General features: G+C 39.0%; 14 protein-coding genes. 7 read left to right on the top strand and 7 right to left on the bottom strand.

The window, feature by feature from the left end; translation table 11 throughout:
• Positions 1–2 precede the first annotated feature (2 nt).
• The 6 genes from BWD47_RS04595 to BWD47_RS04570 all read left to right on the top strand — a co-directional run bounded on the left by BWD47_RS04595 (position 3) and on the right by BWD47_RS04570 (position 4,527).
• A complete protein-coding gene (locus BWD47_RS04595; protein ID WP_036968046.1) occupies positions 3–1,004 on the top strand; it encodes a LacI family DNA-binding transcriptional regulator in 1,002 nt (333 codons plus the stop codon).
• A 110-nt stretch (positions 1,005–1,114) separates the two neighbouring features.
• On the top strand, positions 1,115–1,519 hold the full coding sequence (locus BWD47_RS04590) for a MerR family transcriptional regulator (RefSeq protein WP_065978471.1): 405 nt from the start codon (positions 1,115–1,117) through the stop codon (positions 1,517–1,519).
• A gap of 152 nt (positions 1,520–1,671) precedes the next feature.
• Positions 1,672–2,367 (top strand): DUF4336 domain-containing protein, encoded by a 696-nt coding sequence (locus BWD47_RS04585; protein WP_075593515.1) that lies wholly within the window; start codon positions 1,672–1,674, stop codon positions 2,365–2,367.
• A gap of 166 nt (positions 2,368–2,533) precedes the next feature.
• A complete protein-coding gene (locus BWD47_RS04580) occupies positions 2,534–2,875 on the top strand; it encodes an NAD(P)H-dependent oxidoreductase (protein WP_075593514.1) in 342 nt (113 codons plus the stop codon).
• Between the two features lie 192 nt (positions 2,876–3,067).
• Positions 3,068–3,838: a bifunctional 2-polyprenyl-6-hydroxyphenol methylase/3-demethylubiquinol 3-O-methyltransferase UbiG gene (locus tag BWD47_RS04575; RefSeq protein WP_074989380.1), complete on the top strand. Its 771-nt coding sequence runs from the start codon at positions 3,068–3,070 to the stop codon at positions 3,836–3,838.
• A 32-nt stretch (positions 3,839–3,870) separates the two neighbouring features.
• A complete protein-coding gene (locus BWD47_RS04570; RefSeq protein ID WP_074989381.1) occupies positions 3,871–4,527 on the top strand; it encodes a LysE family translocator in 657 nt (218 codons plus the stop codon).
• Positions 4,528–4,596: 69 nt separating this feature from the next.
• Here BWD47_RS04570 and BWD47_RS04565 read toward each other — a convergent pair whose 3' ends face one another.
• From BWD47_RS04565 to bla, 6 genes are all read right to left on the bottom strand, one after another.
• The gene (locus tag BWD47_RS04565; protein WP_075593513.1) at positions 4,597–5,388 is read right to left on the bottom strand and encodes a LytTR family DNA-binding domain-containing protein; all 792 of its coding nucleotides are present in this window, start codon (positions 5,386–5,388) and stop codon (positions 4,597–4,599) included.
• Positions 5,385–6,440: a sensor histidine kinase gene (locus tag BWD47_RS04560; RefSeq protein WP_227006816.1), complete on the bottom strand. Its 1,056-nt coding sequence runs from the start codon at positions 6,438–6,440 to the stop codon at positions 5,385–5,387. Before BWD47_RS04560 ends, BWD47_RS04565 begins: the two co-directional genes overlap by 4 nt.
• Positions 6,441–6,498: 58 nt before the next feature.
• On the bottom strand, positions 6,499–9,030 hold the full coding sequence (locus BWD47_RS04555) for a glycoside hydrolase family 3 protein (RefSeq protein WP_075593512.1): 2,532 nt from the start codon (positions 9,028–9,030) through the stop codon (positions 6,499–6,501).
• Positions 9,031–9,065: 35 nt separating this feature from the next.
• A complete protein-coding gene (locus BWD47_RS04550) occupies positions 9,066–9,842 on the bottom strand; it encodes a family 16 glycosylhydrolase (protein WP_065978475.1) in 777 nt (258 codons plus the stop codon).
• A 60-nt stretch (positions 9,843–9,902) separates the two neighbouring features.
• Positions 9,903–12,593 carry a TonB-dependent receptor gene (locus BWD47_RS04545; protein WP_036968029.1) on the bottom strand — a complete coding sequence of 897 codons (2,691 nt, stop codon included), beginning with the start codon at positions 12,591–12,593 and terminating at the stop codon, positions 9,903–9,905.
• A gap of 265 nt (positions 12,594–12,858) precedes the next feature.
• Complete coding sequence (bla, locus tag BWD47_RS04540) at positions 12,859–13,614, bottom strand: subclass B1 metallo-beta-lactamase (RefSeq protein ID WP_083633634.1); 756 nt, start codon at positions 13,612–13,614, stop codon at positions 12,859–12,861.
• A gap of 288 nt (positions 13,615–13,902) precedes the next feature.
• On the opposite strand from bla, the gene BWD47_RS04535 reads away from it, so the two are divergent.
• Positions 13,903–14,811 carry an ABC transporter substrate-binding protein gene (locus BWD47_RS04535; protein ID WP_036968026.1) on the top strand — a complete coding sequence of 303 codons (909 nt, stop codon included), beginning with the start codon at positions 13,903–13,905 and terminating at the stop codon, positions 14,809–14,811.
• Positions 14,812–14,826: 15 nt separating this feature from the next.
• Here the strand turns inward: BWD47_RS04535 and BWD47_RS04530 are convergent, their stop codons facing one another.
• On the bottom strand, positions 14,827–16,695 hold the full coding sequence (locus BWD47_RS04530; RefSeq protein WP_075593510.1) for a hypothetical protein: 1,869 nt from the start codon (positions 16,693–16,695) through the stop codon (positions 14,827–14,829).
• Position 16,696: the final 1 nt, after the last annotated feature.

The raw sequence follows: 16,696 nt of genomic DNA, 5'->3' as shown, positions 1-16,696 counted from the left end.
TTATGGCAACTATTTATCAGGTCTCTGAGCTTGCAGGTGTTTCTCTTTCAACCGTCTCTCGCGTGTTGAATGAAAACGACTATGTAAGTAAAAAAACAAAACAAAAAGTGCTTGATGCAATGAAACAGCTAGGCTATCAGCCTAACTCTATTGCTCGTTCTCTTGCTTCAAACTGTTCAAATAGTGTTGGCGTGTTAGTCTCAGAGCTCGACGGTCCGTTCTTTGGAGAAATGATGTCTGCCATTGAAGCCCAACTAAGAGCGGCAGGTAAGCATGTCATAATCACGCCGGGGCACAGTGAAGAAGACAAAGAAAAAAATGGTTTAGAATTTTTGATCTCTCGAAACTGTGACGCCATTATTGCCCATGTTGAGGCTGTTACTGATGATTATTTAGTTGAGCTAAATAAAGGAAAAACCCCTATTTTCTTAATCAGCCGATATGTTGAGCAAATGAAAGAAAACTGCATCAGCCTTGATAATGTCATGGGAGGCTATTTAGCAACCAAGCACCTACTAGACTTAGGGCACCGCGATATAACTTACATAGCAGGGCCCTTGTTTAAGCCAGATGCAGCGGACCGTCTGACAGGGCATAAAAAGGCTCTCAACGAATACAATATCCATTTTGATGAGCAATCTCTGTACGTTGGCGATTTTAAGGAAACGGGCGGATACAATGGTTTAAAGCATTTTTTTGAAAACAAAAAGCAATTTACTGCCATCGTGTGTGCTAATGACGAAATGGCGTCGGGCGTGATGAAATGTGCGCGAGAACATAATTTTGAACTTCCTAAAGATCTCGCAATTATTGGCTTCGATAATGTTCATTTTACAAGTTATTTGTACCCTACTCTCACGACGATTGACAATCCCGTTGAACAAATGGGGAAAATGGCCGCTAATTTAGTTTTAAGAGATATTTATAAACAAAATCGTGCCGATATAGAACATATCTTTTCGCCCAATCTTATGATGCGAGACTCAACGCCAAGGTCAAATTAACGGTAACCCCTTGAGAGTATTATCTAATATAAATAAGTAGAGCGTTGACAACGTCTTCGTTTCTACTTGTTACATTCAACTAATATCTAAATATGATAAAGGAGATGTTGGTGTTTATTGGTGAAGTATCAAAGAAGACACAATTAACTGTCAAAACAATCCGATTTTATGAAGAAAAAGGTCTAATACCAGTACCTCTAAGACAAGGAAAGTACCGTGTCTACACAGACGATCACGTTGAAATATTAAAGCTAATTTCTGAAGCTAAAACCCTAGGCGTCACATTGTCTGAACTTAAGGGATTAATTAAATTTAAAGATTCAAAGGCTAACTGGTCAGAAATTAGTGAGTTTTTAGTGATACTAAAAGAACGTCTAACAGAGCAAATAAACGCAACCGCAGCAAAAATTGCCAAAATAGATTCATGTATCAGTATAATCAATCAGCAAACACCTCTTGACTCTCCCCTTAACGAGAGAGTGTATGATGGACAAAAGGTCGCGATAACGAAATAAATCAAACCATTTTAAACAAACTGCTTATCCGTTTACTAATCGGTTAGTTTTTGAATTGGTATGTTTTTGAATAGATAAATTCGCTTTGTAGCCTACTCTTTCAGGCCCTTGCCTGCGTTGTTTATAAGTGATTTCTAACTATAAGGAATGACATGGAAAATTTAGCAAAAAACCTTTGGATCTTTAATGGCAAAAGTGTCACGTTTTTAGGCTTACCCTTTTCTACGCGTATGACCATAATCAAGCTTTCAAATAATGAGTTGTGGGTACACAGTCCTATCGAATTAACAGAGGCTTTGCAGCAGCAAGTAGATAGCTTAGGAAAAGTAACGTTTTTAATTGCACCTAACCACCTTCATCATTTGTTTTTACCACAATGGATAGATGCATACAGCGACGCTAAAGTTTATGGCACGCAAGAGCTTATAAAGAAACGCAATGACATTTCATTCAACGCATCATTAAATAATGAAACGTCATACCCTTGGTCACACGACATTGCACAGATATTATTCACCGGTTCAGCATTAATGGAGGAATGTGTCTTCTTTCATAAGCAATCTAACACCCTAATAGTCACCGATTTGGTTGAAAACTTTTCGGGTAACGATTTTAACTTTTGGCAAAAATGGCTGGCTAAAGGCGCAGGTATTTTAGCGCCAAAGGGAAAAACGCCGATAGACTGGCGCTTAAGCTTTATGTTTAATAAAACACAAGCGAGTAAACATATTAGAAAGATATTTGCCTGGGAGGCAGATATGCTAATTATGGCGCATGGTGAAATAATAAAGAAAGACGCAACAGACTTTTTGCGACAATCTTTTAACTGGTTGGTAAAAAATAAATAACCGCAGCTACGCGTAATGCAATTTTGCCAAGACCCCATACAAGTACATTAATATTTCACATTATAAATATTTGCTAATAAACACTCTTTATAATGAAAGCCTATTGACTCTCCACCACAGGGGAGACTTTAAAATAACAATTATTTTCTACCCATGAGAGGTAATTGTGAAAAATATTATATTAGTAAATGGCAATCCTAAAAAGAACAGCTTTTCATCGAGTATTACTGATAAATATGCACAGGCAGCACGCAAGTCCGCGAACATTCGTATTTTTAATCTACCCGAAATGGATTTTGATCCAAATTTAGTGTGTGGTTATGATGATGACCAACCGCTTGCGCCATGTTTAAAGGAATTTAGCAAATCTCTTCATTGGGCTTATTTGAACGCGCATTTTTACCTGGCTCAACTTTTAAATTTTAAAATAGCAACTTACTCGCGACTCAACTCCTCAAAGGGAAAACTGCAAGAGTCATTCTTACAATGGACACACCCGCAGAGCTAGCTGCAGAATACGCTCAGTCATATTATCTGACGATGCCCAAAAACAACACTGGCTTAATTGATATTATAAAACGGGGTTCACACTGTGACTAAAGGCTTATATTAAAAAGTACAGGCTATTATACTCTATGCTTAGCGTTGCTCTTATGAGGGAGCCCCGCTAAATATTCGCATATATTTAAACGGAATAATGATGGATTATATTAAAATTAATAAAGAGGCGTGGAACAACAAGACCCCATTGCACATCGCATCAAAATTTTACAATCTCCCCGCATTTATAGAAGGCCAAACGTCACTAAACCCCATAGAACTTTCACTTTTGGGTGATGTTAAAGGGAAGTCACTTCTGCATTTACAATGTCACTTTGGCCAAGATACTTTGTCTTGGGCAAGATTGGGGGCTAATGTAACTGGCGTTGACTTATCATCAACGGCTATCGAACAGGCAAATAAACTCAAAGACTCTCTTGCTTTAAATGCGCATTTCATTGAAAGTGATATTTACCAGTTCGGTCAGTTCAATGATACACAATACGATATTGTATTCACGTCTTATGGGGTGCTTAGCTGGCTGCCAAATTTAGATAACTGGGCACAGGTTATTGCCGATGCTTTGAAGGCTGGTGGTGAATTCTACTTAATTGAATTTCATCCTTTTCAAGGACTTTTTGATGGCTACAGTTACTTTCCTAAATCAACACCTGATATTGAAGAGGAAGGAACATACACCGAAAACTGCGATGGCACGAAATCCAAAACAGTCAGTTGGAGTCATTCAATAAGTGAAGTAATCAGCTCATTACTAAAAGCGGGATTAAGTATAGAAGCATACGATGAATACCCTTTCAGCCCTTATGATTGCTTTGATGGCCTAGAATATATTCCCCACGCTGGTTATCAACTATTACATAACGGGCAACAGGTTCCATTGGTTTTTTCAATCAAAGCCCGTAAGCGCTAATTAAATCTAGATAATTTTTAACAGAGGTATATATGGATATAAGTTTACTGAGTATTTTTATTTCTGTGGCACTAGCCCATTTCCTTGCTTTACTCAGCCCAGGGCCAGATTTCGTGCTGGTAGTGAAAAGTGCTCTAAAAGGAAACCAAAAGAACGCTATTGGCGTCGCCCTCGGAATTGCGATAGCAAATGCAGTTTATATAGGGTTATGTTTGATTGGTGTTGGGGCAATTTTATCAACGTCTGTTGGCTTAATGATCGCACTTAAAGTGATTGGTGGGCTGTTTTTAATGTATATCGCTTTTCACGCGTTGAAAGCACCTAAGAGCGCTTACAATAATGTTGTTATCGCAGCTCACAGCTCGGTTGCGTTTTCGTTCACCTGCTTTTGTAAAGAGTTTGCGACTGGATTCCTCTCAGGCATTCTTAATCCAAAAAACCTCTTATTTTATCTGAGCTTGTTTACGGTCGCGCTTACTCCTGAGGTTAGCATTACCTTTAAGGTGATTTTAGGTGTGTGGATGACCCTGATTGTTTTTATATGGGATGTTGCCATTATTTACATGCTATCCAAACAAAGAGTCAGGGAAAAATTTGTTAAAGCGTCTTATTTTATAGATAAAGTTACAGGTGCTGTTCTCGGTGTGATTGGTTTTAATATTGTAAAATCAGTATGGTCAAAACAGTAATGTGATAAGTATTAATCATCGTTGCTGCCACTCGCAATATACGCAGTGTCAGCAACTATTATCACGTCATTATTTAAATAAGCCCTTTAGATGTTTACTATAAGTACGGCTTACTTTTAGTGTTTTTCCGTTGTGTAGTGTTGCCATGTACTCAGAGTTACGCAAGGGATCAAGCTGTTTTACATACTCTAGATTGATGATCGTCGATTTATGAATTCTCAAGAATGCCTCTGGCAAGGTATTGCTTTCAAGCTCTTTTAGTCTGGCTCGCATTACATAGGTTTCCGTTTCTGTGTGGACACACATGTAGTCACCCGCCGCATCAATCCATAGAATATCTGCAAAAGGTATTATTTGAATTGGGCTTTTTGCATCTCTAATAACCAAGTTTTCATCGTCAAACTTATAATCTGACTGCGCTGATTTTTCAAATGTTGATTCTTCTGCTTTGTCTATTTCTTGTTGTACTTCTATTAATTCACTTTTTTGGTATAGCTTTACATTATTAACCACTCTGTCTATGGCCTCTGCTAGCCTAGTGAGTTTGACTGGTTTTAATAAGTAATCAATTGCCCTGACTTCAAAAGCCCGCACTGCATGTTGATGAAATGCAGTGACAAAAATAACAGCAGGACAGGTTTCAGGTTGAAAATGTTTTATTAATTCAAAGCCAGACTTTGATGGCATTTCAATATCTAAGAAAATTAAATCTACTTCATGTTCATTCAGAAACTGAATTGCGTCATCCACACCGCTTGCACTGCCTATGACGTTAATCTCAGCAAATTCTTCTAACCTAATACGTAGGCCTTCAATTGCACTATACTCGTCGTCAACTAATAACGTTTTTAACTGAATCATTTAATAAGACCATTAATTGGCAATGTCATACATACCCAAGCTCCACCAGATGAATGATTGCCTTTTTCTATCCGCTGGGCTTTACCATAAATTAATTTCAAACGTTGCTCGCAGTTTGCCAAGCCTATTCCTCGTTTAGTACTCTCATTATGTGTGAAGCCTTTGCCGGTATCTGAAACCTTTATTATTAGGGTGTTTTTACTCTTTTCAATTACGATTGTTATAGCCATTGTTTTATCAGCTGCCATACCGTGCTTGAGTGCATTTTCAACTAATGGCTGAATTAGCATAGAGGGAATAAGTAGCTCACTACACCCTTCTTCAACTGAGATATTGACAGATAGTTTATCGGCAAAACGACACTTCTCAATGTCTAAATATGTACGAAGAATAGCGATTTCTTCTTTAATTGTGACTTTTTCAAGCGGGTCGGTATACAAACTGTGTCGCAATAAATCACATAACTTTTCAAGCATTTTAACGGCTTCTAAGCTTTCCTTTTTTAGGATTAATGTACAAATCGCATTGATACTATTAAACATAAAATGAGGATTAAGCTGGTAACGAAGCATTTTTAGCTGGGACTCTTTTGCTAAATGTGTTGCCTCAGCCGCTTTTTGTGTTTGTTCTAAGTTATCTAAATAAATCTTAATACCATAATAAAAGGCAGTCCATGTCGACAACATTGTCAATGAGGCGGATGTCCAAGTACCAAAATCAAACCAGCTCATTGGCAGCCAAAAGTTACCATAGAACCATTGTAAAGTGACCCACTTTATTTGGGTCCAAATTAAGGTTGCAGAGATAACGACCACGATATGCAATGCAACTTTTAACTTAAATTCGAGTAAACTAAGATAGGTGAAAACCTTTCTTAGAAAAAGAGTAATTAAAAAGCCAAAGCACGTATCAATTATCAGATGAGGGATGTGAATAGCCCATGGTTCATTACTGGGAACTTTGATCATGAGTTCGGTCAGAATCGCGTAAACTAGCCAACCGCAAATTTGAAATAACCAAAATAACTGGCTACGAGGGTTCGATGTATTCAAATCATTTATCCAAAAAGCAAAGCAGTCGGGCTATCAACCCCACTGCTTTGCTCCAAATTTAATTACTGCATTTTACCACAACAGCATCACTGTTAGGTTTAATCGTTAAACCAATGTCTGCGAAGGCGATACTCGCTTCGTTTGCTTCAACTTTCAAAACCTCAGTTATCGCTTTCGACTCATTACCCTCAACGTTACAGCTTAACGGTATTGCTAAGGTATGCCATTTTTTATCACTCAGTATCGCATCAAATGAAGAAAAACTAACCTTCCTTAAACACTGTTTCTGAGAACACATAACCTGTAAATCTGTATGTTCACCGGGTGACTTATTAATTCGCATCTTCAGTGTTAAGTAACCTGACTGATACATCTCACTCATTTTTTCTGGTTTTTGATACGCTAAAGCAAATGTCGCTTTATCTGTTCCAGAACGCCAAATAAATTGTCGCGCATCTTCTTGATAAGATAAATTCACCGATTGCATCAACAAACTCATACCATCAGTACTTGTAGCCGATGAATTTTTGGTAATGACTTTATCAGTTTGGCCAGCTTGAAGAGTCCACACTAAGTTGTCAGATAAACTTCTTACAAACAACGCTTTCGAATCTGTACTTGCCACTTTCCTCGGTGTCGTTTTTTCGGTTAACACAGGTAAGTTAACCGTATCATCGTATGTTAAACCATAACCATACTCAAATAATGGTTGGTAATTTTCGTCGCCAATATTTAACGAATATTGGTCGTCATATTTTGGCCAAGAAAAACTCAATTTCCCTGTGAAATCATACTGAATAGCGCCTTTTTCATTGGTTAATAAAATATCAGCAATACCTTCACCTTCTGACCCCGGTAACCACGCAGCCACAAAAGCATCTGATGCATTCAGCTCTTTATTTACCCAAAGTGGACGACCCGTTAAAAATACAGTAACAACTGGAATACCTTTTGCCTTAAGCGTCTTCAATAATGCTAAATCTTTTTTGGTTTCATATTGATACTCTAGGTACTCAATGTCACCAAACCATTCGGCATAAGGTTCTTCACCGATTACGACAATCGCGACATCAGGCTTAACAGAATAATCGCCAAATTCAGCAAACTCAACGTCACCACCCGCCTTTTCAATTTGTGATTTTAGACCCGCAAAGATAGAGGTTGCATTGGGGAAGTCATCATTGGTGTTGTCCGTTCCCTGCCATGAGACACTCCATCCACCAGCTTGCTTAGCAATATTGTCAGCACCGTTTCCGGCAACGAGAACGCGACTTTTAGCATTAATTGGCAGTACATTATTGTTATTTTTAAGTAGTACAAGAGATTTTCGCACTGCCTCTCTAGCTAACTCTCGATGTGGTTGAGCACCTAACCATTCAGGGTGTTGCGACTCAGGTCGTAATGAAGGTTTACCTTTTGCAAACACTCCCCATCTAATTTTAGCTCTCAGAAAACGTCTAACCGCATCATTTATTCTAGCCTCTGGTATCACACCTTCTTTCACTTGCTTAACCGTATTATGATAAAAAGCTTCAAAGTGTTCAGGCACCATTATGACATCAACACCCGCATTTATGGCAGCAGCACATTGCTCAAGATCGCAGCCTTCAACAAATTTATGCGCATTCCAGTCGCTAACAACGAATCCATCAAAGCCCATTTGGTTTTTCAGTACTTCGGTTAATAAATACTTATCACCGTGGACGCGTTGACCATTCCAACTATTAAAAGAGGCCATGACCGATTGCACACCCTCATTAATGGCTGAAAAATAGCCCGGACTATGAATCACTTTTAATCCTTGCTCGTCGATAATGGTGTTGCCACGGTCTATACCGCGCTCTGTACCACCGTCACCAACAAAGTGTTTGGCTGTTGCAATTCGCTTGGTCTTTTTCAAAAAGTCGTTGCCGATTTCTCCTTGGATACCAATCACCATCTCTGCAGCATATTCTTTTACTAAATCTGGATTTTCTGAATAACTTTCATACGTTCTCCCCCAACGGTCATCCCTTACTACAGCAACGGTTGGTGCAAAGCTCCATTCAATTCCTGTTGCTGCAACTTCTTTAGCTGTCGCTTGACCGATTCGCTTAATCAAATCAGTATCTCTAGCTGCGCCAAGTCCAATATTATGTGGAAACAACGTTGCGCCATAAACATTACTGTGGCCATGCATGGCATCGGTACCCCAAATAGTCGGAATAGCAATACCATCGACAGATGCGTCCATTGAAGCGAGATACATCTCATCAGCGTACTTTAACCACATGTCCATTGATGCACGTTTATTGCCATAAGGGGCCGTGTTCCCACCATTTAAATATGAACCGAAGCCATATTTACGCATTTGCTCAACCGTTAAATAGCCAATCTCTGGCTGAACCATTTGTGCTACTTTTTGCTCAATTGTCATCGTGGCTAGCAGTTTATCTATATGCTTTTCAACTGCAGGGTCGCGTTTTAGTTTCGTATTAACATTTGGCCATTTTACACTGCCCGTTTCTACACCATACGACAATGGGCTATGAACAACGCCGGTTAAAAAGAGTGGGCAAAACAGTAACTTTAAAAATTTAAATTTAGACATCAAAAACCTATAAGAACAATTAATTACAGAGAAAATCAACGCGGTATGTATTCAATAAAATCGTAATATACCCAAGATGAAGCGCCATAATATTGACCTGGGAAATAATTTGCTTCGACAGAATTATCACCATGCCAATGATTAATCATAATTTTGCTATTATCGATGGGCCACGCGTAAGCTGGAATTTCATTCTCTGCTAAATGACCATCTCCGTTTTCTTTATACACCGTTCGGATCGTTTGCTCATGGCCATTGGCATCGAATAAATACCAGCGAATGGCATTGCTTGACCAATCAAAGCCAATAGTCAGCAAGTTTTCTCGGTAATCTAGCCCATACTGACTTAAGTCAATATCCTTTTCCCAACTTTGGTATTGACCACCTTGCGGTTGGTAAATCACATTTGTATGAACAACATTACCTAACGAAGGAAGCAATTCAATATCAATTTCTTGCCACGCTCTCCCAGGGCTATCCCACCACGATGTATAGGTAAAAATTGATGAAACAGTGCCCGCCACGTTGCCAGATTTTAATCTTCCCTGAACTTTACCGTACCCATAAAAATGGTTGCTTTGTAGTTCTGAACATGAGCCTTGTGCTAATGACAACGTTAAACCATGCTCACTAGGATTTAGTAAATCAGTTTTAAATGCGCAACCAAAGGGTGTGCCATTACTGCCAGTACGTGCAGTCCAAACAGAGCTATCATATCCCCATGAAAAATTATCTTTAAAATAATTAGCATTCGCGTGGGTAGCGACTAAAGTTGTGCAGCCCAATAATGCACTAAGAAACAGTTTTTTCATTGTTATGCCTTAAATAATTTGGCTCCCATATTAAAAATATGGGAGCGTAAAATAGAGGGGTTAGAATGAAAATCCAGCTCTTACACCATAATACCTAGGCATGCCAAAGCTGCCCTTAGGAATACCTTTGCTGGTATTGTTCCAGTATTGAATCGTCTCATCAGATGCATTATTGATGAACATTTCTGCATACCAGTTTTTCTCTTTTGGCTCATATTTTAAAGAGGCATTGTATACAGCAAAGGCATCGCGGCTATCGTCTATGTATTTAGTCGCTTCGTCTGAAACTGCAAAGTCCATATCATCCAAATGCTTATCGAGATTCCACACGGTGGTATACGCTTTATCTTTCCAGCTGGCATTAAACCAACCATGAATAAATCCATATTCGCCCAGATCAAAGGTATGTGTATAACTAATGTTAGCCGTGTATTTTGGCGTCATTGCTAAGTTATTACCTCTAAGGTTAGTCGTTAGCAATGTATTTTCAGGGTCTTTAGATTCTTCATAAGAAATATTAAACAAATACTCAGAATCATAATCCCATTTAGTGTGCCAATCTTCCGTAATTTTTGCCTCAGTCCAGGTCACATAACCAGTAATTCGCCCATTTGGATACGGTTTCCAGTCAAATTCAAACTCAAGACCTTTAATCGTAGAGCCCGGAACGTTTTGAGTATAATAAGCAATTACAGGCTGATTCTGATAATCAAGAATTGGCTGACCATCTTCACCGATTACAGGTGCCCCATCCTCATCTTCAACAACAGACAAGCGCTCAACATTACCAATTGATCCCACTGACGCATATTGCATATCTGTATAATCTGTATAGAAAAATGCAGCTTTTAGGTTCAATGAATTATCAAAAAAGCTAGACTTTGCACCGAATTCCCAGGTCAGCACTTCTTCGGGATCAAATTTTGTTTCAAACCGAGTTACTTCACCCGTTCTATCATTAACCACTTCGTAAACATCACCAATACCACCCGCTTTAAATCCGCTTGCAAGGTAGGCATAGAGCATTGTTTCTTCGGAGATGTCATAATCTAAGCCAACACGAAAATCATGATGCTGCCAACTTCCTTTATTGTCGTTTTCAAAGTACGAGGCATAAATAGACGGATCTTCATAATAATCGACGGGTTGATTGTTAAGCTCTGTTCTATTTAACCAACCAACAGCACAGCCATCAGCATTTGAACAACGATAGGTACGACCGCCTTTATCCTGCTTCGTTTCATCACTAAAGCGATAACCAAATGTCGCATGCAACTTTTCAGTTAATTTATAAGTGCCTTGGCCAAACAAAGCATACGCATCTGTTGAACGGTCTGGCTGGTCCCAAAATGCTTTATCATCCATTGGATTATCGTAATAACCAACTGTGGTTGTTTTTTCATGAAAATAATTGGCACCCACAATCCAAATAAAGTCGCCGTATTCATCTGATTGCAGTTGTAATTCTGTAGAAAATGATTCTGCTCCGGTGCCATCTAGGAAATAAGTAGCGCCATCCCAAGGGTCTAAACCAACTTCGCTATCTTGTGCTGAAGACCTTTCCATATCTTCATATCCCACTAACCACACCAGATCATATTGATCATTTATGGTGTAGTTAAAGGTATTACGAAGGTATGTTATGTCTAGATTCAACTTTCCAGGCACATTAACTACGGCTTGATACGTGTTATCACTCGGTAGGAAATTCGTACAATCACCTCCCATTTCAGCGGGTCTTCCACGTAACTTATCGCAGTTAACTAAATCAAGGTTATTATTACTATCGTTTACATATTTTTGGAAAACGGTGTGGTTTGAAAAATTGCCATCCAACGGCTCCCAAAGTGTACTTATACGGAAGGAATATTCATCTGCATTATTATAAAAATCACTTTTATCTGCAGCTGTTAACTGACGAACTTTTTGAGCCTCAGGATCGGTTCCTGCGCCATCAATCCACCAGTTTTCTCTTTGTGTCACTGTTTGTCCAACACCTTGGTATGAATCTTCAGAGATTACAGGGGCATTTAAAACCTCATCAGAAAGTCGGCGCGTGTCATATTGGTTAGGGTCATAGTAACCCTCTAGGTAAGAGTCACGCTTTAGGCCTTTCGCTGAAAAACGAACTGCAAACTCTTCAGTTACTGGAATATTGATAAGGCCATCAATACTGCGGCTATTAAACTTGCCCGCTTCAATATTCAACTGCCCATATTGGTTTTCAAATTCAGGCTTGGCGGAAATCACATTGATACTTCCCACCGTCGAGTTTCGGCCAAATAAAGTACCTTGTGGTCCACGAAGCGCCTCAACACGGTCAATATCATACATCAGCGCAAGCGCACCTTGCATTCTTGGTGAATAAATACCATCTAAATGAACACCAACAGCAGGGTCCCCTAACTCAGTTAAGTTAGTTGAACGCACGCCTCGCATTGAAATAACAGGAGCAGATTGATCCGTTGCTGTAGAAATATCTAAGCTAGGCACCAAGTTCGCTATATCCTTTATGTTATTTACACCATTTTTTTTAAGCTCAGCCTCTGTAAGTGCAGTGATGGCCACCGGTGTTTCCATCAATTTGGTTTTACGTTTTGTTGCCGTTACTGAGATAATTTCTAACCCACTATTCTGCTGTTCAACGTCTTTAGATTTTGAATCTTGCTGATCATTATTCTGTGCATATACCGGTAATGAGCATGCTAATGCGACAGCGATAGCAACAGCTTTTTTATTTATTGTGTGCATATTCGACCTTTTTAATGTGTGTTCTAGTGTTAAAGTCTTTACGTTTAATTAACAGTATCTAAAGGAGCATTTTTCATTACTAGTCAAATTCGGCAAAGCGAGTTTCAAACAATACAAAGCGAGACTGGATTCAGATAAAAGAGGATTAGCGACAGAATTTAGGTTTTCTAACGCGTAAAAAAAAGGGGGATAAACGGGGGCCATTGGGCTTTTAATCATTGCGAAATATTCCTAATAATTTTATTAAAAACCCAACGTTTTGACGTTACTTAAGTTGATTGAGAATGAGTTTTTCGGTGTGGCTCAATAAGTCATAACCGCCTATTTCACCCTGTCCGGGAACCACTCTTCGTAATTTTTGGTAATCATTCTTCAACTGCTGAGTAATTTTCAGCCATGAATGAATATCTCCATGGGCCATATTCCCTACAGAGTTAGACTGTAATGCACGAACCGCACAGCCTGCGTATAAGATACGTTTATCTGGTAACCATACCATTATATTATCCATCGCATGACCGGGGCCTGGGAAAAACACATTCAATGAGCCAAATTTCACCTGTGCACCGACTGTTGCAAGTTCGGTTATCACATTGTTTGGCACAGCAGTCCCTTGCTCTATTGTCAATTGCTGCGTCAAAGGGTGAGAATACACTTTGATACCACGCGCTTCTAATACATCAACCCCTGAAGCTCGGTCTGCATGTGCATGAGTGACAAGTGCCTTGGTTATCGGCAAGTTTATTTCTGTGTTAATGACGCTTAATAACTGTTGTGTTTGTAACTCTCCCCACGCCGTGTCAATCAGGGTTAAACTTTGCCCCTCCCTGACAATCAAACCATTCGAAGGGAATGTTGTCCCGTTAGGATAAACATAAAAAGAGGTATGCAACCAAACGCCTTCATCTATTTTCGTGATAAAGACTTCATTCTCAGCGTATATATTCGCTAAACTACTTTGAGTAAAGACACCGCAAACAACAAAAAATAATACACCCAATATCCTTTTAAATATCATCATAATTCCTAATCTTCTTGACGTTATAATATTATAATTTTTTACATGATCGTTTTGTACCAAAAACAACGCTAATTTTAAAAGTGGACTCAATTTACTCGATACGAATGCTCGCCCTAGTTCAGCCTCTGATAGCAGTGATTAAAAACGGGTGCATCGGCCCTTTATTCCCTGCTTTTAATTCTGCCAACTCGTTTAAGCGTATATTCTATTTACACGGTTACTTTTCGATGTTGTATATTTGCAACAAGAGGCTAAGCTTTATATACATAACAAATGCTTAGAAAAAATATGAAATTATTAGTAATGCTCTTTTTTTTCTTCTCTACTCAAGTGGTTGCAATGCTTACACCCGTGACCTATGAAAAAGATGGAGAAGTCATTACCAAAAATGCGGTACGCTACAAAGACGGCTATGGTTACAACGTAAATGCCGAACATGTATTAAGACTTGTTACGCTTGATTGGCCACCCTATATCGATGAACACCTATGTAACAAAGGCTGGCTTTACCAGTTTACAATTCAATCTTTGCTTAAAAAAGGCTATGGCGTCTATATCGGCTTCTACCCATGGGCACGGGCAGTAAGGGAGGCAGAGCTTGGCAAAGCAGACATCCTTTTTCCTGAATACTTTATTGAAAGCACGGTTATTTCAGATAACTTTTTAGACAAGACACGCAACGAGTTATTAGCTCTCAGCCAACCGATTCCTGGTGGGGATCTCTCATTTGTTGCCTTGAAAGGAAACCAAATTCGTTTTAATGGCGACCTAAACTCTGTTAAAGACCAGGTGATTGGCGTTGTCAGATCTTACAAAAACACTCAGCAACTTGATGAAATGATTGATAATAAACAAATTGACACCATCGTTGCAAACAATGAGTACCAACTTATCCACCTACTACTAAGCAATCGCGTTAGTCTCATTGTTGCAGATCTTGAAGTGCTTAAAGCCAGTGTTTATAAATCAGAGTTATCGATTAATGGCAAAAGACAAATCATTGAATCATTGGTTGCGCTTGAACCAAAACTTGAATATAAGCCCCTCTATTTTTCTATTAGTAAATCAACACCGCACTGGCAAAAAGTACTGAAAGATTTAAATGATGAGATCAAGCAAAAACGACAAAGCGGCCAATTTGAAAACTTCATTAAAAAGATGAAACAGCAATGCTACGGAGTCGAAAAAGCGGCATAAATGCCGCTTCTTAACTTAAAATAATGATTCAAACGTACCATCAGGGAACAAGATACCGGGTGCCCCCCTCACAGTAGTAACATCACCAATCTGGGTATCTCCAAAATAAAGTCCACCACTAAAATTACGTCCTTTTTGTTTCAAATCTAACCATCGGCCATCAGCACCTTTGATAACCGCGTTTACATTATTACCAACAGTTCGTAGGTTAATATCCAGTGTTCGGCTATTCTGCTTGATAAATATATCTGTATTCGTCAACTGCGCTAAAGCAGTTAACTTACCAACAAAGCCAAACTCAAAATCTGTAGCACCATTTAGTGGCGTGCCTAAATGTAATGCGAAAACAAGATTTTCAGTTTCCTCATTTATAAAAGGCGTAGCCTCAATAGCCTGAAGATTAAATGATGTTGTTTTCGATGCGGTTGAAAACTCACCATCAAGATCAAAGTCAGATACAATAGTAAGTAATTCTTCAAACGGTGACACAAAGCGATTAAGTGTCAAGTTTAGGTTTCCTACAAGTTCGCTGTCTTTTTTTACTAAGGTAATATCTGTATTAAGAGTCCCTTCACCAGTAGAGTCCTCACTTAAAATTGTAAAGGGATCATCCGTTCCATCAAACGATAACAGTAACTCACTAACATCAACCAATAACTGAGTCTCATTGCTGCTCATTTGGGCGCTCATAACGCCTGTTATTTGATTTCCTAGTAGACTACTAATCCGCCATTGAGGAACGTTTATATCCATATTCACATCGATGCCATCGTATTGCCCTGAAATTGACCATCGATAAGGGGAATGTTGATACTGCACTGTAAGACCATTTACAGTATAAAGTCCCGGTAAGGTATCATCTGCGGGCGATACATTTGAGAGAACATCAAATAGTACATTTGCTAATGCAACTACAACCGACTGTGAATCATCATCCAATGCATTCGTGAAGCCATTTAAATGTGACGACAACTCAGCGCTGTATTGTTGTTCTTGTAACCTTACTACGCCGATAACATTACGAATATCATCCAATAATTCGCGCGATTGAAGTATGGGGGGGTGTTCATCTAATGCTGAAAGTTCAGAAACCTTGCCTAATCCAACTAAACGTTGCTTTAAATTCCCCACAACCGTTTGAATAAGTTGATTTCCTTTTACATTCAATAAATTTTCACGAATATAGCGATTTGCATACTGCGCGTACTCAGGGAAGCGTGAAATTTGCGCCTGGCTTTCAAGTTCAATAAGCTCAGGTTGCGATAAGTTTGCTTCTAATTCAGCCGCACGCTTTAAAATGACTCCAAAACTTAACGCGTTAGTTAATAGTTCAGCTTCTAATGAATCATTCAATTGGCTATGTGTTAAGTGATAAAATGGAGTTGCGCTAACGCTCTGTGATGTAACATCTAGCTTTTGAGCGCTAATTACGGCACTGACTGGCGATAAAAATAGCCTATTTTCACCAGGAGCTGCAAAAAATGACGCACTGTAATCTAACGAAAGCGGTAAAACTTCTTCAAAATCAATTTGACGATTTACGTTTGTGTCATCAGGATTGTCACGATACGTTCTGCCGCACCCTTCATAACTTGGACACAAAACAAAGTCATCATTTGATACAAACTCAACTGAATAATTTGCTAGACTCGTTAGTGAGATATCTAAACTATTGAGATCTGAAGTTTCAAACGTTTGTCGTTCACCACTTGCGTTATTTGTAAGTATCAGCGTGCCAGCATTTGACTGCCATGGCGCAATGTAGAAGTTTGCTGTCGAGGTAGTTTTAATCACGACTTGTTCGGGTACGATGTTTTGCTCTGATGAGCCTCCGCATCCTACCAAAAATAAAAAAATGCCTAAGGGCGCTATTCTTTTTACCATG

It is taken from the genome of Pseudoalteromonas sp. PAB 2.2 (assembly GCF_001938575.1).
Classification (GTDB): domain Bacteria; phylum Pseudomonadota; class Gammaproteobacteria; order Enterobacterales; family Alteromonadaceae; genus Pseudoalteromonas; species Pseudoalteromonas lipolytica.
This window is presented reverse-complemented; position numbering and strand designations above follow the sequence as displayed.